At 39.3% G+C, this 22770-nt stretch carries 18 protein-coding genes; 9 read left to right on the top strand and 9 right to left on the bottom strand.

Translation table 11 applies throughout. The features are described from left to right. Positions 1-72 precede the first annotated feature (72 nt). From C5N92_RS03900 to msrA, 3 genes are read left to right on the top strand one after another with little or no spacing between them, the layout of a single operon-like run. Positions 73-1254 carry a lipoprotein-releasing ABC transporter permease subunit gene (locus C5N92_RS03900; RefSeq protein WP_111749551.1) on the top strand — a complete coding sequence of 394 codons (1182 nt, stop codon included), beginning with the start codon at positions 73-75 and terminating at the stop codon, positions 1252-1254. After that, positions 1247-1897: a membrane protein YczE gene (gene yczE, locus C5N92_RS03895; protein WP_111749550.1), complete on the top strand. Its 651-nt coding sequence runs from the start codon at positions 1247-1249 to the stop codon at positions 1895-1897. Before C5N92_RS03900 ends, yczE begins: the two co-directional genes overlap by 8 nt. 19 nt (positions 1898-1916) lie before the next feature. Beyond that, positions 1917-2423: a peptide-methionine (S)-S-oxide reductase MsrA gene (gene msrA, locus C5N92_RS03890; RefSeq protein ID WP_111749549.1), complete on the top strand. Its 507-nt coding sequence runs from the start codon at positions 1917-1919 to the stop codon at positions 2421-2423. A 173-nt stretch (positions 2424-2596) separates the two neighbouring features. On the opposite strand, the gene C5N92_RS03885 is transcribed toward msrA, so the two are convergent. The 9 genes from C5N92_RS03885 to nfuA all read right to left on the bottom strand — a co-directional run bounded on the left by C5N92_RS03885 (position 2597) and on the right by nfuA (position 16445). Next, positions 2597-8935, bottom strand: a complete 6339-nt coding sequence (locus tag C5N92_RS03885; protein ID WP_238138389.1) for a S8 family serine peptidase — start codon at positions 8933-8935, stop codon at positions 2597-2599. A gap of 26 nt (positions 8936-8961) precedes the next feature. Further along, a complete protein-coding gene (locus C5N92_RS03880) occupies positions 8962-9486 on the bottom strand; it encodes a hypothetical protein (RefSeq protein ID WP_111749548.1) in 525 nt (174 codons plus the stop codon). Further along, positions 9483-9671, bottom strand: a complete 189-nt coding sequence (locus C5N92_RS03875; RefSeq protein ID WP_111749547.1) for a hypothetical protein — start codon at positions 9669-9671, stop codon at positions 9483-9485. Before C5N92_RS03875 ends, C5N92_RS03880 begins: the two co-directional genes overlap by 4 nt. 12 nt (positions 9672-9683) lie before the next feature. Next, positions 9684-10259 (bottom strand): hypothetical protein, encoded by a 576-nt coding sequence (locus C5N92_RS03870; RefSeq protein ID WP_111749546.1) that lies wholly within the window; start codon positions 10257-10259, stop codon positions 9684-9686. 573 nt (positions 10260-10832) lie between these two features. Then, a complete protein-coding gene (locus C5N92_RS03865) occupies positions 10833-12992 on the bottom strand; it encodes a TonB-dependent hemoglobin/transferrin/lactoferrin family receptor (RefSeq protein ID WP_111749545.1) in 2160 nt (719 codons plus the stop codon). A gap of 59 nt (positions 12993-13051) precedes the next feature. Beyond that, positions 13052-13855, bottom strand: a complete 804-nt coding sequence (locus tag C5N92_RS03860) for a heme ABC transporter ATP-binding protein (RefSeq protein ID WP_111749544.1) — start codon at positions 13853-13855, stop codon at positions 13052-13054. Then, positions 13852-14844: a FecCD family ABC transporter permease gene (locus tag C5N92_RS03855; protein ID WP_111749543.1), complete on the bottom strand. Its 993-nt coding sequence runs from the start codon at positions 14842-14844 to the stop codon at positions 13852-13854. The genes C5N92_RS03860 and C5N92_RS03855 overlap by 4 nt, the downstream gene beginning before the upstream one ends. Further along, complete coding sequence (locus C5N92_RS03850; RefSeq protein ID WP_111749542.1) at positions 14844-15680, bottom strand: heme/hemin ABC transporter substrate-binding protein; 837 nt, start codon at positions 15678-15680, stop codon at positions 14844-14846. Before C5N92_RS03850 ends, C5N92_RS03855 begins: the two co-directional genes overlap by 1 nt. Before the next feature lie 183 nt (positions 15681-15863). Next, entirely contained in the window at positions 15864-16445 is a 582-nt protein-coding gene (gene nfuA, locus C5N92_RS03845) for a Fe-S biogenesis protein NfuA (RefSeq protein WP_111749541.1), read from the bottom strand. Between the two features lie 418 nt (positions 16446-16863). On the opposite strand from nfuA, the gene C5N92_RS03840 reads away from it, so the two are divergent. Genes C5N92_RS03840 through nqrF form a run of 6 tightly spaced genes read left to right on the top strand, consistent with a single transcriptional unit; the run spans position 16864 to position 22688 of the window. Further along, positions 16864-18210: a Na(+)-translocating NADH-quinone reductase subunit A gene (locus C5N92_RS03840; protein WP_111749540.1), complete on the top strand. Its 1347-nt coding sequence runs from the start codon at positions 16864-16866 to the stop codon at positions 18208-18210. 4 nt (positions 18211-18214) lie between these two features. Next, entirely contained in the window at positions 18215-19453 is a 1239-nt protein-coding gene (locus C5N92_RS03835) for an NADH:ubiquinone reductase (Na(+)-transporting) subunit B (RefSeq protein WP_111749539.1), read from the top strand. Beyond that, complete coding sequence (locus C5N92_RS03830; RefSeq protein ID WP_111749538.1) at positions 19446-20222, top strand: Na(+)-translocating NADH-quinone reductase subunit C; 777 nt, start codon at positions 19446-19448, stop codon at positions 20220-20222. Before C5N92_RS03835 ends, C5N92_RS03830 begins: the two co-directional genes overlap by 8 nt. Next, a complete protein-coding gene (locus C5N92_RS03825) occupies positions 20222-20845 on the top strand; it encodes an NADH:ubiquinone reductase (Na(+)-transporting) subunit D (protein WP_010786252.1) in 624 nt (207 codons plus the stop codon). The genes C5N92_RS03830 and C5N92_RS03825 overlap by 1 nt, the downstream gene beginning before the upstream one ends. Position 20846: 1 nt before the next feature. Continuing rightward, positions 20847-21443 carry an NADH:ubiquinone reductase (Na(+)-transporting) subunit E gene (gene nqrE, locus C5N92_RS03820; protein WP_111749537.1) on the top strand — a complete coding sequence of 199 codons (597 nt, stop codon included), beginning with the start codon at positions 20847-20849 and terminating at the stop codon, positions 21441-21443. A 12-nt stretch (positions 21444-21455) separates the two neighbouring features. Then, on the top strand, positions 21456-22688 hold the full coding sequence (gene nqrF / locus C5N92_RS03815; RefSeq protein ID WP_111749536.1) for an NADH:ubiquinone reductase (Na(+)-transporting) subunit F: 1233 nt from the start codon (positions 21456-21458) through the stop codon (positions 22686-22688). Positions 22689-22770: the final 82 nt, after the last annotated feature.

Raw genomic sequence — 22770 nt, 5'->3', positions numbered from 1 at the left:
ATAACAGAAATATCTAAGACAAGCGGATAGATTTTGGTAGAATTTTACCAATGTCTATCCGTATTAATTTTTATGAACTTAACAACTCCTTTATTTATTGCTTTTCGTTATTGGCGTTCTAAAAGTGGCGACCGTTTTGGTCGATTAGTCACCAATTTAGCGAGTTTTGGCATTGTACTCGGTGTCATGGCGTTAGTCATTGTGCTTTCTGTGATGAATGGTTTGGAAAACATGCAGAAACGCAATCTACTTTCCACTCTTCCCCATGCGATTGTTTCCCCATTAGATGAACATTGGCAAAATACGGCAAAGCTTGATTTACCCGCTTATGTGGAAAAATCGGTACTCATTAACCGTGCAAATGTGATGATTCAAAGCCAACAAGGTATGAATGCAGGGCAGTTAATCGGTGTCGAAAAGGCAAGTGATGATCCTTTGTTAATTGAGATTAGCGATCTATCTCAACGTTTACCTGCAGGGGAATTTAATGTGATTATTGGCTCTCGTTTGGCAGATCAGCTTAACTTAAACCTTGGCGATAAAATTCGTTTGATGATCACTGAAAATAGCCAATATACCCCGTTTGGACGAGTGCCTGTCCAGCGTTTGTTTACCGTTTCAGACATTTATTATTCAAACAATGAAGCAAGTAGTTACACCTTATTTGCCAATTTGGCAGATGTAGGGCGTTTGTTACGGATTGAAGAAGGCAAAAGCCAAGGTGTGCGTTTGTTCTTAACGGATCCGTTCTTAGTGACAGAATTGGCAAGCGCATTCCCTGCGGATAAATGGCAAATTAGTGACTGGCGTGAGCAAAAAGGCGAATTTTTCCAAGCGGTACGTATGGAAAAAAATATGATGGGGCTACTGATTAGCTTAATCATCATCGTGGCGATTTCCAATATCGTTACCTCCTTGAGCTTAATGGTGGTGGATAAACAGGGTGAAATTGCCATTTTGCAAACACAAGGTTTAACCAAAGGGCAAGTGACCCAAATTTTTGTCGCTCAAGGGGCGATAGTTGGGGTTATTGGCGCATTGGTCGGTGGCATATTGGGGGTACTAGCAACAACTTATTTAGGTGATTTCATCAGCCTGATTAATCCAACAGGTATGGTTCTGCCAACGGAAATTGCGTTGGAGCAGGTTATTGTCATTGTGGTTTCATCTATTGCATTATCATTGGCTTGCACGCTTTACCCTGCATATCGAGCATCAAAAATTGAACCTGCGGAAGCCTTGCGCTATGAGTAGAAAATCTCCTATTCCTAGAATGCCTTGGACGGCGGATCATCAATGGCATTTAAAGCCAAGTTCGCTGTTGATGATTTCCGTTGCAACTATCTTAATGGGTATTGGCGAAGGTCTGTTAGTGCTTGCTCATTTAGGTTCAAGCCCTTGGACCGTCTTTTCTCAAGGTATTTCATTGCAAACGGGCTTATCTATTGGCGTCGTGGTTGCCATTATTAGCGTGATCGTCTTATTGCTTTGGATTCCGTTGCAATTACGTTTTGGCTTAGGAACGGTACTGAATATCTTTTGGATTGCACTTTTTATTGATTTAACCGTGCAATATGTTCCTGCACCAGAGACGTTATTTTCTCGATTTTTACTGATGATTGGCGCTATTCTCTTATTTGGGATTAGTACGACATTTTATCTCTCTTGTCACTTAGGTGCAGGGCCACGAGATGGATTAATGGTGGGAATGTGCCAAAAATATGGCTGGAAAGTCGGTGTGGTTCGTACTTCTATTGAAGTGAAGGTCTGTGTATTAGGCTTTTTATTAGGTGGCACGGTAGGCATTAGCACGTTGGCTTTTGCCTTTTGTGTTGGTTGGATTATCCAATATACCGCAACGCTTTTTAATCGTTACAAGCGGTCAGATTTAACATAAATTTTGCAAAGGAGTTTATATGGCAAATATCAAAGAAATTTATTTAGCGGGCGGTTGCTTTTGGGGAACAGAAGCCTTTATGCAACGCATTAATGGGGTAATTGATGCTGAATCAGGCTATGCAAATGGCGATACCCTTAACCCGACTTATCAAGAAGTCTGTAAGGGAAGTGGTCACGCAGAAGTGGTGAAAGTGACTTATGATGCAGAGAAGATTGCCTTAGCAAAATTGTTAGATTACTACTTTAAAGTGATCGATCCTGTAAGTGTGAACCAACAAGGCGAAGACAAAGGGATTCAATATCGTACAGGGATCTACTATGTTGATCCGCAAGATGAACCTGTTGTGACTCAAGCACTCTCTGATCTGCAAGCTCAATATAGCGAAAAATTAGCCGTTGAAAATAAGATGTTAGAACATTACTTCCCTGCAGAAGAGTATCACCAAGATTACCTAGATAAGAACCCAAATGGATATTGTCACATTGATATTCAGCTGATGAATGAGATTCTGAAAAATCAGTAATGAGTAAGTGACAAGCGGTCAGATTCAATGAAATTTTTGCAAAATTTTTGTCTACTATGCCCAATATTAAGAACAGCGTGAGACTTTAAATAATTCGGTATTATGTAGCAGTTGCTACAAGCTTTTCTGAGTTTTGTGCAACTACTACATAATATCGAAATAATTACTCTAAATTATGTCCAATTAGCCGCTAGAATTGGCTCTAATTTGGTATTTATTGCCTGTGGTAATGATATTTGCCCAGCAGCTGGTGGAGAAAACGCAGCCATTGCACTTACTAGTTTATCTACATTGGTATGGCTTAAAGATTTATTGTTCGCAGCGATAAAACTCTCTACTTTATAATTCTTACCATACCAATCCGTAATCATTATTTTGTCCTGAGTACCAATAACACTGATCTCCAGATCGGCGTTTAATTTACGGAACCAAAGCTGATTATGATTTATACCAGTAAAGCGTAATGTGTCGTTACCTTGCTCATCATAGAGAGTATCAATACCGTCTTCTCTATTGAAATAATAAGTATCATTTCCTAGACCACCCATTAAGAAGTCATTTCCACGCATACCGTTTAGAGAATCATTACCAGAGTAGCCAATCAGTCGGTTATTTCCTGAATTACCTTTAAGGGAATTATTGGTGTCATTTCCTGTTGCAGAAATATGTGCATTGCCTGTTAACTCTACATGTTCTACATTTTTTGGTAAGGTATAAGAGACCGATGAGATAACAGTATCTGTTCCTTGATTCACTTTCTCAATCACCTTATCAAGGTGAGAATCAACGATATAGGTATCATTACCCGAGCCACCAATCATCGTATCAAACCCAGCCTTGCCATCCAGACTATTATTACCTGAATTTCCTATCAAGCGATTGTTTTCACTATTTCCGATAGCATTAATTGGTGAATTACCCAGTAATTGAAGTTCTTCAACATAATTAGATAATGAATAACTTACTGAAGATTTGACTATGTCATATCCACCATTTTGTATTTCTAATACTTTATCACCTACGTTATCAACAAGGTAAGTGTCATCACCAAACTCACCAGCCATACTATCAGAGCCAGCTTTACCATCAATTAAATTACCAATTGCATTGCCTTTTAGCGTATCATTACCATTGGTTCCGATAATAGTATGAACCAATTGAGGTAACTCTGCTTGCTCTTGAGAAAAGATAAACATTTCTGCTTTTAGCTGATCAGGTCTAATACCTTTTACAGTCACATATTGTGTGCCTGCTTTAGGTTCCCCTAACCAGATTCGTGTATATTGTTCATTATTGACGCTAAATCCATAAAAATTAATTGTTTTTACCCCCTTAAACTGAGAAATATCAATTTTCTCATCTTTGTCATTGATATCAAAATCCCAAATGAGATTCTTCAAAAGCCCTTTGGATGCATTTGGTGTTGTATCTTTAACGACAACAAATCGATCACTTCCTTTACCTCCTTCAGCTCTTGCCCAACTAAATTCCACATTATTATATTGATTTAATGTCGTATATTGTTGATTACGATAAGTTAATGATAGTGCTGTATCATCACCTTCTAAGTAAAGTACATCATTACCTACACCGCCACCAAGATAATCAGAGCCTGCCCCACCATGGAGAGTATCGTTACCTCCTCCACCTAAAATACGATCATCGCCATCATTACCATACAATGTATCATTACCGCCTGTGACAGAATCTGCCGAGTGTTCACCAACAATAATGTCGTTGCTGCTTCCACCTTGAAGAAGATCATTACCATTACCCCCAAATATACGATCTTCACCTTCTGTTCCCCAAAAAGCTACTCCAAAATCGGGTAGTGCAACTTCAGCATTGTTATTCGAGAATCCATATCCTCCCGTTTGATTTAGCCAATAAGGTTTGAATACTTCCGCAGTTACCACAATATTGTTATTATTTAAGCTATTTGCTTGTACATTATTGAGCAGAAGGGTTTGACCATTTCCTAAAGAAATAAGAGTATCATTGCCCTGTTGTTGCTTAGATAAATTAAAAGATTTAAATCCAGTAAAGACTAAACGATCTGTTCCTACATTAAAATCAGTGACCACATCTTGACTATTTGATTTCTTCTCAATAATAAAGGTGTCATTATTTTCTCCACCTGTTAATGTGTTATTACCTAAGCCACCAGCAAGCACATCATTGCCCTCTAGACCAACTAAGATATCATTGCCTCGTCCTCCAACAAGTACATTTGCGGCATTATTCCCTGTGAGTTTATCGTTGTAATCCCCTCCAGTTACATTCTCTATATGTTGAGAATTTTTAATCGTCAAGGTTTTTCCTACTAAATCGGCTTTTCCTGTTGAGAGATTTACTTCAATTGCACCATCCATTGCTGCAACATTAATTGTATCTATTCCTCCATTTGTATCATTCAATGTATCAACAGATTGGGTATTGTGAAACTCATCAGTATAGACATAAATATCGTTATTACCGTAAGCTCTCCCATAGAAACTCAATGACCAATCATGTAATGTTCCCACGTCTCCTGTTGCTACATCAAAAACTTGTAGTTTCCATTGGCCATTAGGACTCTCTCCTTTTAACAAAGTGGTATTGAATGTGTAATTTAATGTGGAAGACTCTCCAAACTTAACATCTCCTATCGCTTTATCATCATTAGTATCTTTTCCAGGTCTATTCATTAAAATAGATTCTGCACCTGATGGAGAAATTAATTTAATAACTAAATCACTCGCTCTTGTATGTGTTAGATTTACTTTAACGGCTACATTTTCGAGTAATATGGAAGCATTTGACACATTTACTGAAAATTGTCTGCCATTATTATCTGTGATAGCCTGATTCACTTTCCCTGATTTATAGATATCTTCTAGTTTAGCTTCATTCTCATAAGTATGTTGAGTATTCCAATCTTGAGCTAATCTTACTGCCGCTTGAGCATCTATGACACCATAACCGTAATCGTGACTGATATGCATACCCGTTCCATTCCAGTTCTTCGCGCCATTACGTTGCCACTGACTGTCTGTCACTCCTTTTGTTGTTGCTGTGAGAGCTAGAATTTCCTGAATATCACGATATCCGAGATAAGGATTTGCCTCAAGCATTAATGCAATGACACCTGAAACAATAGGGGCGGAGAAACTTGTTCCATTGCTACGTGCATAGTCTCGACCTAATACTGAACCATTTTCGTTTACAATCTCACGAGAACTTGAATAAGCATCAGAACCATGAGCTGTCACTAAAATACTTGCCCCTTGATTTGAATAGGATGCAATTTTAGTCTCAAATTGTCGATTTTGTTCAGCGGAAGCCACCGCAATACCATATCTAACATTCGTTAGTTCAGAATAATTAGTATTTCCTCCTTTTTGTCTATCATTACCAGCCGAATTAACAATAACCGTTCCTAAACCATTACGCCCATCAGTTAACGCGGGTTTATAAATATCAAAAATCGTTTTGTTTTTATCAGAAAAGCTAATTTGTTGTTTAAAGTTCTGAGTATGCCCCCAACTATGGTTCGCAATATCATAGTTTTTCATCTGCTCCAAGCTAGAAACATCTGCACCGACCCAATGACTAGCTACGGTTGCATCATAAGCGATACCGATACCTCCTTCTCCATTACGTTCAGCTACCATAATGCCAGCAACTTCTGTCGCATGCTTACTGAAGACTTTATCATCTTCTTGACGTTTATATTCATAGTTATGTAGCCACTTTTTATCGATCTTATTACGTAATTCAGGGTGTCGGTAGTCAGCAACCTCTTCCGCAATAGAAAATGGACCACTTGGTTCAAACTGCCCAATACGAATATTTTTACCCGTATAATGTTTCCATACGGATGAAATATTATCTGCATCTAAATAATACTGGCGAATAATATCAGGATCGGAAGGTAATGACGGAGGTACAAGATAGACTTTACCTTTTAACTCACCGCTACCCGCCGTTTGGATCGCTTTAGTGCCTTTTGAATCTTCAATAGCGTACTCAAAGCTTGCAATGCCTTTAAACCCTTTTGTAGGGGTAAATTCAAGATCACCATTTTGCAGCACTTTAAGAGAGCCACCTCGAATATTTGATGCTTGATAAATAACGATCTTATCTCCTTGTAGATCAATGTCATTTTTAAGTAATTGAGATTGCTTAATGATATATGGACGTGAACCGTCAAAACGTTGCCCTTTGCTATCTTGATAGAGAATATCTTCCACTGGGGTTGGATTTTCCCATTCTGAAGTTGTGCCAGGTGTGGTGTAATTTGTTATATCTTTAAAATTCAGCTTCTCAATATTTCTTAAGAAATCTGTGCCATCTCGCCCTTGTTTGGTGTCGCTAATTAATAATCCATCTCCCATTTTTGAGATTTTATAATCGGCAAAATCGCCTGAGAACTCTGCCGTATCTTCGCCTTCACCACCGTCAAGATAATCATCACCGCCCTCACCAAGCAAAGTATCTGCGCCTTCTCCGCCGTATAACATATCATCATCGGAACCGCCGAAGAGAACATCATCACCGTTATCACCAAACAGGCGATCACTGCCACGATGTCCTCGAATTAAATCCTTGCCTGCACCGCCAGAAATAAAATCATCACCGTTTTCGCCGGATAACGCATCATTCGCAACACTGCCTACAATTACATCGTTACCATCGCCACCCCGCACAAATATGGAGCTATTGCCAGAAGAAACAAACATATCATCGCCTCGTCCTCCGTGGGCGATTTCAATTTCAGCAGCACCAAGATCTAAGCTTACGTCTTTATTACCAACAACTTGAACAATATCATCTCCCTTGCCACCGTGAATATTCTCAGGCAGATCGTCCCCATCAATCAGCAAGACATCATCACCATCCCCACCAAAGAAGGTATCAGCACCGCCTCCCCCTGCAAGCCAGTTATCTTTCTCATCACCTCGTAGCACATCATTGCCATCTCCTGCTTGAATATTCACAACCCCTAATTTTTTCGCTTCTAAGGTACGAGCCTGATTACCATCGGCGGTGAAACTGCTGGTTTGAGCTAACACGCCGGCTGCTTCAGTTACCGTTTTTTTACCTCCGCTGACATTGGTAATAGTATGCCCTCTTGGGTTAGCTAAAAAGTTCACCGCTGCGGCTTCGTGTTTCTTGCCATTTCGAGTGAAATATCCTTTTGCTAATAACTCATTGCCAAAGAAGAGTTGCCCACCCGCATTTTGGTAAGCCAAGTCAATTGCACTGATTTTCAAGCTAGATAAGGTTTTTAACTCTCCAGAGTCTGTAATGCCATTGTGGTTAGCGTCTTGCCACACACGTAGCGTATTAAAATCCTTATCTTTGCTATCAAAAACATTATCTTTATTACTGTCTAAACTCTTTAATGCTTCAAACCCATTAGCAAAACGCTTTTCCCCTGTTTCGCCATTACGTCCTGCTTTACCAGCATAGTATTCAGAGAACACTTCAGACATATTGTCAATTTTGCCGTTATTATTTAAATCCTTAACAAGCAAACCATCTTGCTGGCTTAACCAACCAGTTTCTTCTAGTGAGCCACCATCATTATCAATATCAAACAACACGGGTTTTTCGTTGTAGCTTACAGCCCGCACGCCATCCCCATTGAGATCGAGAATAAGAGGATCGATGGCAATTTTAAAAGGTTTACCCTGTGTACGGTTTAATTTAACATTGTTCGCTTGATTGCTTCCTGGGAGATTGGAAATCACATAATTTGCAATATCAATGGATTTTAAAATCACAGGATTGTGGTTCGCAATTCTAGTATCATCAGTCAAAATTGATGAAGAAGCTAAATCTGAAGTTTTTGTGCTTTTATTTAACGCTTCTTTATTAAAGCCTAATGATAATTTCTTCGTAATAGAAAAATGGTCAAAGTTTTGGTTTTTCTCTTTGGATGTTTCGGATAAGGAAGGAAGAGAAAATTTATTTTTTGCTTTATTTTCATTAAGTACCTTTGTTTTTTTATTTACTTGATTTAATATTTCAGTTTGTTTTAAGTAAATACCATATGAAGTTAACGGTACTATAAATCTATTTTCTTTAAAATTATTGACGACATCTATATTGGCAGATGGGACTAATTTTCCTTCATAGGCATAAGGGTTTATACCTGCCTTATGTAATCCAATGAAGACATAATCAACACAATTATTACTAAGCAAATTATAATTATAATAAAATAAGCGGTCATGAAATGGATTATCTCCATGTTCAATAAGCACATTATATTGTTTCTCAGTAATGTTGAATTTTATAGTATGGATTTTCCCATCTTTGGTTTCTGAATAGTCTGTATCATCAGTTTTTCGAATGTTTTCTATTCCTCCTAACATTGAATTTTCTCCATATCCCCAACCAAAGCTTTTTCTATTACCCAGCTGATCTACTAATACATAGTACATATGTCCAAAAGTAGAAGTTTCTTTTTTTTGATACAACGTCCCTTTTTCCGCAATTTTAACTTCTAGAGTATAATTTTTCATTGTGGTCACCTGTAAAAATACTTAAATTAAGGATTTCGATCCGCTATAGATAGAGTGAAATATAAATCTTTATATTTGCTTTCATATTTGTTTTTACTTATTCCCCTAATGTTAAATTTATAGCACCCAGCCTTAGGAAGAGTATATTCATTTAATACTACAGAGTTATATCTATCTCTAGATTTTTCTTGAATTGTCAATGGGGTATCATAGAACAATAATTCATTATTGTTATTATATATTGATACATATATATCGAATTCATTTAATAAATATTGTTTGGTTTCAAATAGTTCTATGGATTTATCTTTTAGATCGACATCAATTACATAGTAACCAAATAGACTTTTGTATGGGATGCAGATTTTCTGTTCAATAATAAATCCATTATTATTTGAAACTTTTATTCTTTTAGTAGGAAGCATTATGAGATCAAGTGTATGAGCTGATAATCTAAATCCAACTTTAAGAAGTAAGTATGAGTAAGGATATGTGGCTACAAATGTAACAACAGTCAACGCTAGAAATATATATATTATCTTTTTCTTCATAATATATGACTCTTTTCAGTATTTGGTTTATGAGCAAGTATTTCATAGGTATCAGTAAATTTGTTAGCCTGAAATTCAGATATTTCTACTTTTTTTAGACTATTCTGAATTTCTTTTTTATTATTTATTTCGGAGAATTCTCCATATGATGCTGCAGCCAATAAAGCTAAGTTATCATTAGACATAATCTCACCTCACTAGTTATTTAAATAGCTTTCTATCAATTTTAGACCATCAGACATGGCATTGTTATTGCAATCAAAACTTTCTGGTAGCCCCGAAAGAGGATTTCTAACATATCCCCCAATTAAATTATATTGTAGAATAATCTTTTGAAGTTTGTAATCATAAAGTATAAATGTATCATGCCCCAGTATCGTTCTTGGGAATATATACACATATATATTTAAATTTGGGTGCTTATCGTTAATTGAAGAGAGTGTATGTCTATTTCCATTAAAATACATTACTGGTTGATATAACCCTTGATTTTTTATAAAAAAAGGATCTTTTTCTAGCTCTCCTTCAATCGTAGGATAATATACCCATTCAGTACCTTTTAAAGATTCATTAACACCTGATAACTTTCGCCATTCTTCAGGTGTTAAAAAAACTTCCACTTCTTTACCTTTCCACATATCACAACGATAAGGTGTGATAATACTTGCAATAATCATTTGATGAAATATAAGCAAAAATAACCCAAGGGCGATATAGCAGAATCGATGTTTTATAAAATGCTGTTTTAATTTATCCAAAATACGATCACTCATCACAAAATCTCACTATCATTTTTTATATTTCACAGGGTATAAAGGAATAACAATATTGTTTTTATAACACACCAAATATGTTTGATAAATAACCAGTCATTGAATTTGTGATTTACTTCACACTTTAATTTTATGCGTTGAGATTTAAAGAGAAAAGAAAGGGGGAATGGGAGTAATACGGCATAGAATATATACGGTCTGATATAGTTGACTAATGGTGTATAACAACCATACTAGCTATGAGAATATTTCTTCATCAAATGAAGAATGTTATTGATAAATAAATCACAAAACTTAAATAGGATAGCGAGTTAAATGCTCGCTATTTTTTTGTGAAATTGCTAGACATAAAGTATAGATTGTTTGCTGTATCTCTTTAGATATTTTTCTATAATTATCAACAAGAGCTTTTTCATTTAACGAAAACTCTTGATTAATGAAATTTGAGCCATAAAAAATTCTCGTATTCAAAAAAATGAACTACGAGAATCTTAGCAATTTCAAGCGGTTAGTTCTTATTTGTTTGTGACATAATACCGAATTTTTTATCGAATCTGACCGCTTGTTATTTCATTAGAACTCGTAACGGAGTCCTACATTAAAGTTACGCCCCGGTGCTGTGTAAGTATCAGCATTGGTTGCAGAGAGACTTGAACTACTTGGACCTGCTGCCGCAGAAGAAGATTGAACGGCAAAGTAAGAAATATCTGCCCAGTTCCAATATTTTTTATCAAATAGGTTATTTACATTGGCGGTGAGCGTTAAGTTTTTAATCGGTTTCCAATAAACGCCTAAATCCACCAAATTAACCGTACTAGTTGGGTTGTAAATCGTACCATTGATGTCATTATCAGATTTTGCTTTTACATGAGTAAGTTGAACATTGGCGCCAAAGCGTTCACCTTCATACCCCAAGCCTGCTTTTAATTTCAGCGGTTGAATGGTATTAATTGGTGCTTTTTCACCGTTATGCTCTGATTTCCCTTTGGAATAAGCAATACCGCCCGACAGATAGAAATGCTCAATAAAGTTCCAACGGGCATTGGCAGTCACACCATAAATTTTAGCTTTATCAAGATTTTGATACTGAATCAATGGGTTATGCGTCGCCGTTGCACGAGATTCCCAATCAATAAAGTTTTTATATTTATTGTAGTAACCTGCAATATCATACTGAACCTTATCGTTCGCACCTTTAAATCCAAGGCTGAAGTTATCGCCTGTTTCTGCTTTTAATTTTGGATTTCCAATCACAGCATATTGACGAATGATTCTGCCGCCCACAGCCACAGTATTACCAAAAGATGAAGTTAATTGCTGCGCTGATGGTGTTCTTACCCCTTTCGAATATTGGAAATAAGGTTCAAAAATCGGCGCAATTTTCCAATTTGCGCTAAATTTTGGCAGGAAAATAGTCTCTTTTTGGCTTTCTACAGCCGCATACTGTTCAGCCGCTTGGTTATAGCCCGATTTGGACGGGTTGGAACGATAATGTAACACGCCCAAATGTGGTGTAATCACCACATTGCCGAGCGCAATTTCATCTTCGATATAAAGATGGGTTTTACTCTGTTTGGTGGTTGCCGCAGCATCAAACGTCAGCCCCGTTGAGCAGCTATTACAATACATATCTGAGCTAAATTTCGCTTGATGATGAGCAATACCATAACGCAATACCTGTGGAATGGCAGATTCAATCAAACTGGTTAAATTGGTCGTAATGCCGTAGGTTTGCTGTTTGACTTCGCCTGATTCTGTGCGATTAGAGCGAGCAGATAAACGTTGGCGATAATTTTCAGTTTGCGCATGTTGGAAATAAATTTGGGTATTTGCGCCGTTTAGCCAACCTTTCTCATTTTGATATTCATGCCCAAAAGAAACTCGAGTACGGCGGTTTTCATCTTCGGTAAAGCCTGATGTTTGTATGCCCGTTGCACGATCAACAGAAACACCATTACCTGAAAGTAACTCGGTATTTTGGGTTTTTTGTTGATGCTCAACAGTAAGTTTCACTTTATGTTCTTCATTGATTTGATAAGCATTTTTCACTAACACATAGCTGTTTTTATAATCGGCAGGATTGGCTTTGGTACGCGTTGCGCCTTCACCACCGATAGACGCATGATTTTCCGTTTCATGTCCAAAGCGAAGTGTCGTGAGTACTAGCCCTTCATAGCGGTCATTTTTTGCCGCACCAGCTAAAGAGCCATACACAGAGTTATCGACGCTGTTATAGCCTGTTGCCACAAAGCCGCCAACATTGCCTGATTGGATTAAATCCGTCGGTTCAAGGGTCGAAAAATCCACTGCCCCAGAGAGTGAACGGTAAGATCCACCATATTGAACCTGTGCAGAGCGCAGTGATGTCGGCTCTACACTGTTTGCGCCGCCAAAATCTAAACCAAGAGACGTGAGTAGTTTATTTTCTTGGGTTTCAGGTAAAGGAATGCCGTCAACGCTGCTAGCAACACGGTTGCCCTGTAAACCACGAATGTTAATGCCGTCATTGCCTGAACGAGTGCGTTGTAAGTCATTAACCTGAACATCAAGCTGATTAGCCAGCAAGTCTTTGACATCTTTGGGTTGCTGTTGCTCAATCTGCTTTTTATTGATGGTTGCACGCTCCTGTGTTCCAACAACTTCTACCGCTTCTAAGGTTGTTGGTTGATTCGCAAAGGCGTAGGCAGAACAAATGGCGGTAACAAAAATAGCGAGTTGTGTTTTTTTACTCATAAGATCTCCTTGATAAATTATGCTTAAATGTGTTTGTAACCTTCGTCTATAACCACGTTTTAGTAACAAAATTGAAACTGTGGGGTTTGGGTTGCGTAGTGGGGCAGGGTCTTAATTTCTGCCTTATACCACCGTTGAATTTGCGTTTCGGTCAGCACTTCATGGGGGGTGCCTTGCGCTTGAATCTGTTTTTCTGCCAACAGCAGAATGTGATCGCCATAAAGGGACGCAAGGTTAAGATCGTGCAAAATACAAAACACGGTCAGCCTTTTTTCATCGCAAAGCTGTTTCATCAAACGTAAACAGTGTTGCTGATGATAGAGATCAAACGCAGATGTCGGCTCATCAAGAAAAAGGAGCTTACCTTGCATATCCGCAGACCAAAGTTGTAATAAGGCTCTCGCCAGTTGCGTGCGTTGCTGTTCACCGCCTGACAGTTGGCGATAGGCTTTTTGGCGTAGCGATTGGCAATCGGTGAGCGTGATAACCGTTTCAAGCCACTGTTCCACTTCTTGCTTACGGCGGTGATAGCCCCCCATGCGAATGACATCTTCTACAGAAAAAGGGAAGTTAAGTTGGCTATGTTGTCGCATAACCGCTCGCTGATGAGCCAACTCTGTAGCAGAGTAGTGCTGAATCGGCTTTTGATGAAACTCGCATTGCCCTTGTTCTGCTTTTAAGTAGCCTGACAAAATGCGTAATAACGTCGATTTCCCTGCACCGTTCGGACCAATTAACACCGTGAGCTTGCCTTGTGGAATCGCAAAATTGAGATCGTGTAAAATCGTCTGTTGTTGCAAGCGGTAGCTCAAGTTTTTGACGTGTAACAAGCGGTCAGATTCAGTCAATTTTTTGCAAATCATCGGTTCTCTTCCTTGTAACGAATCACTAACCAGAGAAAATAAGGTGCGCCAATTAAACTGGTCAGCATACCGACAGGTAGTTCGGCAGGGGCAATAATGGTTCGGGCGATAGTGTCGGCAATCAGCAATAAAATAGCGCCACATAAGGCAGATGCAGGCAGAACCCAACGATGATCTGCGCCTAATTTAAAGCGGACAAGGTGCGGAATGACTAAACCGATAAAACCAATCGCCCCGCTGACTGCCACGGCAGCTCCCACCAATAACGCCCCGAGTAGAATCAGTTGCTTTTTTAAACGAATCACGTTAACGCCCAAATAGTGCGCTTCTTCATCGCCAAGCTGTAGTAAATTCAACTGTTTTGCCAGTAATAGCGAGTAACAAGCGGTCGGTAAAATGACCAATGTTGCAACAAGGACAGGCTTCCACTGTGCCTGTCCAAGGCTTCCCATGGTCCAAAGGCTGAACTGGCGTAGCTGTTGATCGTTGCTTAAATAGGTCAAAACACCCACGGCAGCAAAGCACAAGGCATTAACGGCAATTCCAGCCAGTAATAATTTATTCACCGAAGCCTGTGAGCGATAGCTCAAGGCGTAAATTAAACTTGAAACGATGACACTGCCGATAAAGGCAGCAACCATAGTGCTGTAAAGGGCAAATTCTTTGGGTAATAAACTCGGGATTAAGATAGATAACCCTACGGCAAGTGCTGCGCCACTGTTTACGCCGATTAGTGCGGGATCTGCCATCGGATTATGAAATAGCCCTTGGAATAAAGTGCCTGATAAAGCCAGTGCCAAGCCGACGATCATCGCCAATAAAATTCTCGGCAAACGGATATTGAGCCAAATTTGCCACTGGCTTTCATGAATTTGGCTCTGCCAAAGATCTTGCCAAGTGAGCGATAATGCGCCGATATTGGACGTAATTAGAACCGTAAGGCAGAGTAAAATCAGCGTGCCAATTAACCAAACAGGGCGGTTTACCATTATTTTTTCACCTGTTCAGCTGCTTGACGAAGAGCTAATAAGGCTTTTGGCGTAGTTAGCCCAAAGGACATAAAGGCAATATCGTCCACAATCACAAGCTGCTTGTTTTTACCTGCATTGGTGTGGGCAATACCAGGGAGATCCCAAACTTTGTCTATTGAACCTAAGCCTTTCACGCCTAAATGGGTCATCACAATTAAATCAGGATTGGCGGAAATGACGCCTTCTTGTGAAATCGGCACAAAGCGAACATGGCTACCCATCGCATTTTTTGCGCCGATTAATTTAATCGCTTCATCGGCAACGGTATCTTTACCCGCCACGGTTTGATTGGCTCCTGCACGATTTAGCACAAACAGAATACGCACATCGAGCGGTGAATTCGGAACGGCATGAAGTTCATTGGTAAATTTTTGCGCTAAAGTGACCGCTTGTGTTGGTTTACCAAGGCTTTCTCCGACTTTTTGAATTTTCTCCAACACGCTTTCGGCGTTGTATTTGAACGGAATGGTATCTACTTTGATACCTGCAGATTTCAACTGCTCAAGCACGATAGACGGCTGCGCCACTTCGCTGGTAATGACTTTCGTTGGTTTTAACGCCAAGATCCCTTCTGCATTGAGCTGACGCATATAACCCACATCAGGCAAGGCATTGACTTCTTTTGGGATCATGCTCGTGCTGTCTCTACCAACGAGATATTGTTGTGAATCTAATGCATAAATAATTTCAGTCACATCGCCGCCAATGCTCACAATACGCTCTTGTGCATTGGCTTGAACCTGAAACAGAGTGAGAATAGAACAAATTGAAAGTAGTTTTTTTGCGAATTTCATTTTAATCTCCAACTTGAATTTATGTTATTGATAATAATTCGCAATAAGTTTTTGTTCAAGATTTTTATGTTAAAAAAATGAAAAAAGGAAGTGTTGTGGAGAAAATAGGTGTAAAAAAGCGGTCAGATCTGACATAAAATTTGCAAAATTTTTGCCGAATCTGACCGCTTATAGAAAAGAAAATTAGTAGTAAGAGTGTTCGCCGTGTTGGTGCTCGGTCACATCTTTTACGCCGACTAATTCATCAGGGAATTGGGCAAGAAGTTGTTTTTCGATCCCTTCTTTTAAGGTGACATCCACCATAGAGCAACCGTTACAGCCACCGCCAAATTGTAGCACCGCATATTTGTCTTCCGTCACTTCAATTAACGTGACACGTCCGCCATGGCTTGCCAGTTGTGGATTGACTTGAGTTTGAATCACATAGTCCAAACGCTCAATAAAGGGCGCATCATCTGCCACTTTTCGCATTTTTGCATTTGGTGCTTTTAAGGTAAGTTGAGAACCCATTGGGTCGGTTACGTAGTCAATTTCAGCTTCATCTAAGAATGGTAAGCTCACATCATCAATAAAAGCAGAGAATTGCGCAAATTTGATTTCGGTATCCGTTTCTTCTACAGCGTTTGGCGGGCAATAAGAAACGCCACATTCAGCGTTTGGTGTACCGGGATTAACGACGAAAATACGGATGTTTGTGCCTTCTTCTTGCTGATCAAGCAATCTGCGGAAATGGCTCTGTGCCGCATCTGAAATAGTAATGTTCATTTTTTAGTCATATTCAAATTGTGAGTAATGTAGCTATTCTATCCCTATCCTGATTTTTTGACTAGCATCAAATTTGCTTGAATATAGAATGTTAATAAAAGGTGAGAAAATGAACGATAGATTCTATGATTAAGTAAAAAATAAGCAGAAAAAATATTCAAATTTGATTTGGTTCAAGTTTTTATGGGGTAAATGTTAAAAAAATGTGCTTAAACTAGCAATAAAGGGGCTTTTTCGGGTAGAATGCCATGTTTCTTTTATCTTGAATAATCCAAGATAAAACTCGATTTGAGAACTTAATGTAGTGGTCAAATGTAAGTGGGGGAATTCAACGTTTATATTTGATGTAGCTACGCCTCAATATAGCGATTGCAGTTTCTGCAGTCATTCTTTTAACCCAACTAGTAGTGCAAACAATATGATTACAATTAAACAAGGCTTAGATCTTCCTATTGCTGGGAAACCTGAGCAAGTAATCCATAACGGCAATACCGTTAGTGAAGTTGCTGTGCTTGGCGAAGAATATGTGGGTATGCGCCCTTCAATGAAGGTGCGTGAAGGTGATGTGGTGAAAAAAGGTCAAGTGCTTTTTGAAGACAAAAAGAACGCTGGCGTAGTATTCACTGCTCCTGCAAGCGGTACGATTGTTGCAATTAACCGCGGTGAAAAACGTGTTCTTCAATCTGTCGTGATTAAAGTCGAAGGTAGTGAGCAAGAAACTTTTGCTCGTTATGATGCTCAAGCGCTTTCATCATTAACTGCAGAGCAAGTTAAGCAGAATTTGGTTAACTCAGGTTTGTGGACAGCGTTCCGTACTCGTCCATTCAGTAAAGTACCTGCATTAGATGCAGTTCCTTCTTCTATCTTTGTTAATGCAATGGATACCAATCCATTAGCAGCGGATCCTGAAGTGATTTTAAACGAATATAAACAGGATTTCGTTGATGGCTTAACAGTATTAAGTCGTTTATTTGAAGGTCAAAAAACGATTCATCTCTGCCGTGCGCCAGACAGCAATACACCAATCGCTGAAGTGGCAAATGTAAAAGTAACATCTTTTGCAGGTCCTCACCCAGCAGGTTTAAGTGGTACACATATCCACTTTATCGATCCTGTATCTGCGACGAAAAGTGTATGGTATTTGAACTATCAAGATGTGATTGCTATCGGTAAATTATTTACGACAGGTGAGTTATACACAGGTCGTGTGATTTCTTTAGCAGGTCCACAGGTGAAACAACCTCGCTTAGTGCGTACACAACTTGGTGCAAACCTTTCTCAATTAACTGCAGGTGAACTAGCAGAGGGTGAAAACCGTGTGATTTCAGGCTCTGTGTTAAGCGGTGCGAAAGCAGTTGGTGTTCACGATTATTTAGGTCGTTACGCATTACAAGTTTCTGTGATTGCAGAAGGGCGTGAGCAAGAGTTCTTAGGTATGATTGCCCCATATTCACACAAATTCTCTATTACTCGTACTGTGTTAGGTGCGTTTAGTAGGAAATTGTTTAACTTTACCACAGCGGTTAATGGTAGTGAGCGTGCAATGGTGCCAATCGGCTCTTATGAGCGTGTAATGCCGTTAGATATTTTACCAACATTGTTGTTACGCGACTTAGCGTCGGGTGATACTGATTCTGCTCAAGCACTAGGCTGTTTAGAGTTAGATGAAGAAGACTTAGCGTTATGTACCTTTGTCTGCCCAGGTAAAAACAACTATGCACCAATGTTGCGTGCAGCGTTAGATAAGATCGAGAAGGAAGGTTAATCAAATGGCTTTAAAAGATCTTTTTCATAAAATGGAACCTGCTTTCCAGAAAGGTGGAAAGTATGAGAAATGGTATATTCTGTTTGAAGCAGCTTATACTATTTTCTATAGTCCAGGTACAGTAACTCAAAAAGATGCTCACGTTCGTGATGCGATTGACTCTAAACGTATGATGTTAATCGTGTGGTTGGCATTGTTCCCAGCAATGTTCTACGGTATGTATAACGTGGGTGCTCAATCAATCCTTGCATTAGGCGTGGGTGACTTTACCCAAAACGTAGCTCAAAACGTGGCAAATGACTGGCACTTTGCATTAGCAAATGCATTTGGCGTGTTATCACAAGATGCTGGCGTATTTGGCAAAATGTTAATCGGTGCGATTTTCTTCCTACCAATCTACTTAACCATCTTTGCAGTAGGTGGTTTCTGGGAAGTGCTATTCGCAATGGTGCGTAAACATGAAATCAATGAAGGTTTCTTCGTTACTTCTATCCTTTTAGCATTAATCGTTCCGCCAACATTACCATTATGGCAAGCAGCATTAGCAACAACCTTTGGTGTTGTAGTTGCAAAAGAAGTCTTTGGTGGTGTAGGTAAAAACTTTATGAACCCAGCGTTAGCAGGTCGTGCGTTCTTATTCTTCGCATACCCAGCACAAATTTCGGGTGATTTAGTTTGGACTGCAGCAGATGGCTTCTCAGGTGCAACAGCACTTTCTCAATGGGCAGTCGGCGGTCAAGCTGCACTTAAACACGTTGCAACAGGCGAGACTATTACTTGGATGGACGCATTCTTAGGTAACATTCCTGGTTCTATCGGTGAAGTATCAACTGTCGCATTAATGATCGGTGCTGCGATTATTGTATTTGCTCGCATTGCGTCTTGGCGAATCATTGCTGGTGTAATGATCGGTATGGCATCAATGGCAACGGTATTCAACCTAATCGGTTCAGATACTAACCCATTATTCTCTATGCCGTGGCACTGGCACTTAGTGTTAGGTGGTTTCGCAATCGGTATGTTCTTTATGGCAACCGACCCTGTATCTGCAGCCTTTACCAATAAAGGTAAATGGTGGTACGGTATCTTAATCGGGGTGATGTGTGTGATTATTCGTGTGGCAAACCCAGCGTACCCAGAAGGTATGATGTTAGCGATTTTATTTGCTAACTTGTTTGCTCCAATCTTCGACTACTTCGTGGTTCAGGCTAACATCAAACGTAGGAAGGCACGCAATGGCTAAGTTTAATAAAGATAGCATTGGCGGAACACTTACCGTCGTGGTTTTATTAAGTTTAATCTGTTCTCTTATCGTGGCAGGTTCTGCGGTGTTGTTAAAATCGGCACAGGAAGAACAAAAAGCCCTTGATAAACAGAAAAACATTTTAAGTGTTGCTGGTTTATTACCTGAAGGCACGAAGAAAAGCGAAATTAAAGATATTTATGTGAAAAACATCGAATCTAAAATCGTTGATCTTGCCACAGGTGATTATGTTGAAGGCGTAGCGAATTTTGATGCAAAAGCAGCTGCAAAAGATCCAGCTCAAAGTATCGCTATCAATCCAGCAGATGATAAAGCAGGTATCAAAGTTCGTGCAAAATATGCAGAAATTTACCTTGTAAAAGATACAAATGGACAAGTAAATCAAATCGTACTCCCATTCTACGGAACAGGTTTATGGTCTGTAATGTATGGCTTTGTCTCTGTTGAGCCAGATGGCAATACAATCAAAGGTATCACTTACTACGAACACGGTGAAACACCGGGACTTGGTGGTGAAATTGAAAACAAACGTTGGCAACAAAACTTCGTGGGCAAAAAATTACAAAATGCTCAGGGTGAATCTGCAATTCGCATTGCAAAAGGTGCTTCAGCTGATAAAGATCACGGTATTGATGGCTTATCAGGTGCAACACTCACCTCTAACGGTGTTGATGGTTCATTCAAATACTGGTTTGGTGCGAACGGCTTTGGTCCATATTTAGCGAAATTAAAAGCGGGGACTAACTAATGGCAAGCAATAAACTTAAAGATCTCTTGTTATCACCTGTTGTGAATAACAACCCGATTGCATTGCAAATTCTAGGTATCTGTTCTGCACTAGCGGTAACAACCAAGCTAGAAACTGCGGTGGTAATGGGTATTGCAGTAAGCTTTGTAACAGGCTTTTCAAGTATGTTCATTGCGATGATTCGTAACTATATCCCAAATAGTATTCGTATCATTGTACAAATGGCGATTATCGCATCGCTTGTAATTCTCGTGGATCAGTTATTGCGTGCTTATGCTTACGATCTTTCTAAACAGCTCTCGGTATTTGTTGGTTTGATTATTACTAACTGTATCGTAATGGGACGCGCGGAAGCCTTTGCAATGAAATCTGGCCCAGTAGAAAGTTTTGTTGATGGTATCGGTAACGGTTTAGGCTACGGTGCAATCCTTGTGATTGTTGCCTTCATTCGTGAGTTAATCGGTTCAGGTAAACTCTTTGGTATGACGGTATTCCAAACTGTTCAAGATGGCGGTTGGTATCAAGCAAATGGTTTATTCCTACTTGCACCAAGTGCGTTCTTCATCATCGGCTTCTTAATTTGGGGCTTAAGAACTTGGAAACCAGAGCAAGTGGAGAAATAAGATGGAACATTATTTAAGTCTATTTGTTAAGTCCATATTTATTGAAAATATGGCACTTTCTTTCTTCCTTGGTATGTGTACATTCCTTGCGGTATCTAAGAAAGTTTCAACAGCATTTGGTTTAGGTATTGCGGTAATCGTTGTACTAGGTATTGCAGTTCCAGCTAACCAAATTGTTTACGAGAACATCTTAAAAGATGGTGCATTAGTGGAAGGGGTTGATTTAACTTTCCTTAACTTTATCACCTTTATCGGTGTTATCGCTGCACTAGTGCAAATTCTCGAAATGATTTTGGATAAGTTTTTCCCTGCACTATATAGTGCATTAGGTATCTTCTTACCACTTATTACCGTAAACTGTGCAATCTTTGGTGCGGTATCATTTATGGTTCAACGCGAATATAACTTCGCTGAATCTGTGGTATATGGTATCGGTGCAGGTACAGGCTGGATGTTGGCAATTGTGGCATTAGCTGGTATTACAGAAAAAATGAAATACTCTGACGTACCTGCTGGCTTAAAAGGTTTAGGTATTACCTTTATCACCGCAGGCTTAATGGCACTTGGCTTTATGTCTTTCTCAGGCATTCAATTATAAGGAGCGTATCGAATGGATAATTTTATTTTCGGTATCGTGGTATTTACTGCCCTTGTATTAGTGCTTGCAGTACTTATCCTTGTAGCTAAATCAAAATTAGTGGACTCAGGTGACATCACGATTTCTATCAATGATGATCCAGAAAAAGCAATTACCTTGCCAGCTGGCGGTAAATTACTTGGTGCTTTAGCAAGTAAAGGTATCTTCGTTTCATCTGCGTGTGGCGGTGGTGGCTCTTGTGGTCAATGTATCGTTAAAGTAAAAAGCGGTGGTGGCGAGATTCTTCCAACTGAGCTTTCACACATCACAAAACGTGAAGCAAAAGAAGGTTATCGTCTAGCGTGTCAAGTTAATGTGAAAAGCAGTATGGAAGTGGAGCTTCCAGAAGAGATCTTTGGTGTGAAAAAATGGGAATGTACTGTTATCTCTAATGATAACAAAGCAACCTTCATCAAAGAGCTTAAACTTCAAATTCCAGAAGGCGAAGAAGTACCATTCCGTGCAGGTGGCTATATTCAGATCGAAGCACCTGCTCACACTGTGAGATATGAAGATTACAAAGCGTTAATCGACGAAGAATATCACGAAGACTGGAACAAATTTAACCTATGGCGTTATGTGTCTAAAGTGGACGAGCCAATTATCCGTGCGTACTCAATGGCTTCATATCCAGAAGAGAAAGGCATTATTATGCTTAACGTGCGTATTGCAACTCCGCCACCAAATAATCCAGATGTACCACCAGGTCAAATGTCTTCATATATTTGGTCACTCAAACCAGGTGATAAAGTCACAATTTCTGGTCCATTTGGTGAGTTCTTCGCTAAAGATACTGATGCAGAAATGGTCTTCATCGGTGGTGGTGCAGGTATGGCACCAATGCGTTCACACATTTTCGACCAGTTAAAACGTCTGAAATCTAAACGTAAAATGACCTTCTGGTATGGTGCTCGTTCTAAACGTGAAATGTTCTATGTAGAAGATTTCGACGGCTTACAAGCAGAGAACGACAACTTCAAATGGTATGTGGCACTTTCTGATCCACAACCAGGCGATAACTGGGACGGTTACACTGGCTTTATTCACAACGTGCTTTATGAAAACTACTTAAAAGATCACGAAGCACCAGAAGATTGTGAATACTATATGTGTGGTCCACCAATTATGAATGCTTCTGTGATCAAGATGTTAAAAGATCTTGGTGTAGAAGATGAAAACATCTTATTAGATGATTTCGGTGGTTAATCACTAGTCATGCAAGCGGTCAGATTTTGCAAAAAATTTTGATATTATGTAGTAGTTGCACAAACTTAAAAGTAATCGTAAA

Origin of the sequence: Glaesserella australis (assembly GCF_003260095.1) — a bacterium.
Taxonomy (GTDB): Bacteria; Pseudomonadota; Gammaproteobacteria; order Enterobacterales; family Pasteurellaceae; genus Glaesserella; species Glaesserella australis.
This window is presented reverse-complemented; position numbering and strand designations above follow the sequence as displayed.

What these genes read in the sequence shown, in the direction of transcription:
- C5N92_RS03900 (WP_111749551.1), top strand. Translation starts at nt 73, where the DNA reads ATGAACTTAACAACTCCTTTATTTATTGCTTTTCGTTATTGGCGTTCT.
- yczE (WP_111749550.1), top strand. Translation starts at nt 1,247, where the DNA reads ATGAGTAGAAAATCTCCTATTCCTAGAATGCCTTGGACGGCGGATCAT.
- msrA (WP_111749549.1), top strand. Translation starts at nt 1,917, where the DNA reads ATGGCAAATATCAAAGAAATTTATTTAGCGGGCGGTTGCTTTTGGGGA.
- C5N92_RS03885 (WP_238138389.1), bottom strand. Translation starts at nt 8,935, where the DNA reads ATGAAAAATTATACTCTAGAAGTTAAAATTGCGGAAAAAGGGACGTTG.
- C5N92_RS03880 (WP_111749548.1), bottom strand. Translation starts at nt 9,486, where the DNA reads ATGAAGAAAAAGATAATATATATATTTCTAGCGTTGACTGTTGTTACA.
- C5N92_RS03875 (WP_111749547.1), bottom strand. Translation starts at nt 9,671, where the DNA reads ATGTCTAATGATAACTTAGCTTTATTGGCTGCAGCATCATATGGAGAA.
- C5N92_RS03870 (WP_111749546.1), bottom strand. Translation starts at nt 10,259, where the DNA reads ATGAGTGATCGTATTTTGGATAAATTAAAACAGCATTTTATAAAACAT.
- C5N92_RS03865 (WP_111749545.1), bottom strand. Translation starts at nt 12,992, where the DNA reads ATGAGTAAAAAAACACAACTCGCTATTTTTGTTACCGCCATTTGTTCT.
- C5N92_RS03860 (WP_111749544.1), bottom strand. Translation starts at nt 13,855, where the DNA reads ATGATTTGCAAAAAATTGACTGAATCTGACCGCTTGTTACACGTCAAA.
- C5N92_RS03855 (WP_111749543.1), bottom strand. Translation starts at nt 14,844, where the DNA reads ATGGTAAACCGCCCTGTTTGGTTAATTGGCACGCTGATTTTACTCTGC.
- C5N92_RS03850 (WP_111749542.1), bottom strand. Translation starts at nt 15,680, where the DNA reads ATGAAATTCGCAAAAAAACTACTTTCAATTTGTTCTATTCTCACTCTG.
- nfuA (WP_111749541.1), bottom strand. Translation starts at nt 16,445, where the DNA reads ATGAACATTACTATTTCAGATGCGGCACAGAGCCATTTCCGCAGATTG.
- C5N92_RS03840 (WP_111749540.1), top strand. Translation starts at nt 16,864, where the DNA reads ATGATTACAATTAAACAAGGCTTAGATCTTCCTATTGCTGGGAAACCT.
- C5N92_RS03835 (WP_111749539.1), top strand. Translation starts at nt 18,215, where the DNA reads ATGGCTTTAAAAGATCTTTTTCATAAAATGGAACCTGCTTTCCAGAAA.
- C5N92_RS03830 (WP_111749538.1), top strand. Translation starts at nt 19,446, where the DNA reads ATGGCTAAGTTTAATAAAGATAGCATTGGCGGAACACTTACCGTCGTG.
- C5N92_RS03825 (WP_010786252.1), top strand. Translation starts at nt 20,222, where the DNA reads ATGGCAAGCAATAAACTTAAAGATCTCTTGTTATCACCTGTTGTGAAT.
- nqrE (WP_111749537.1), top strand. Translation starts at nt 20,847, where the DNA reads ATGGAACATTATTTAAGTCTATTTGTTAAGTCCATATTTATTGAAAAT.
- nqrF (WP_111749536.1), top strand. Translation starts at nt 21,456, where the DNA reads ATGGATAATTTTATTTTCGGTATCGTGGTATTTACTGCCCTTGTATTA.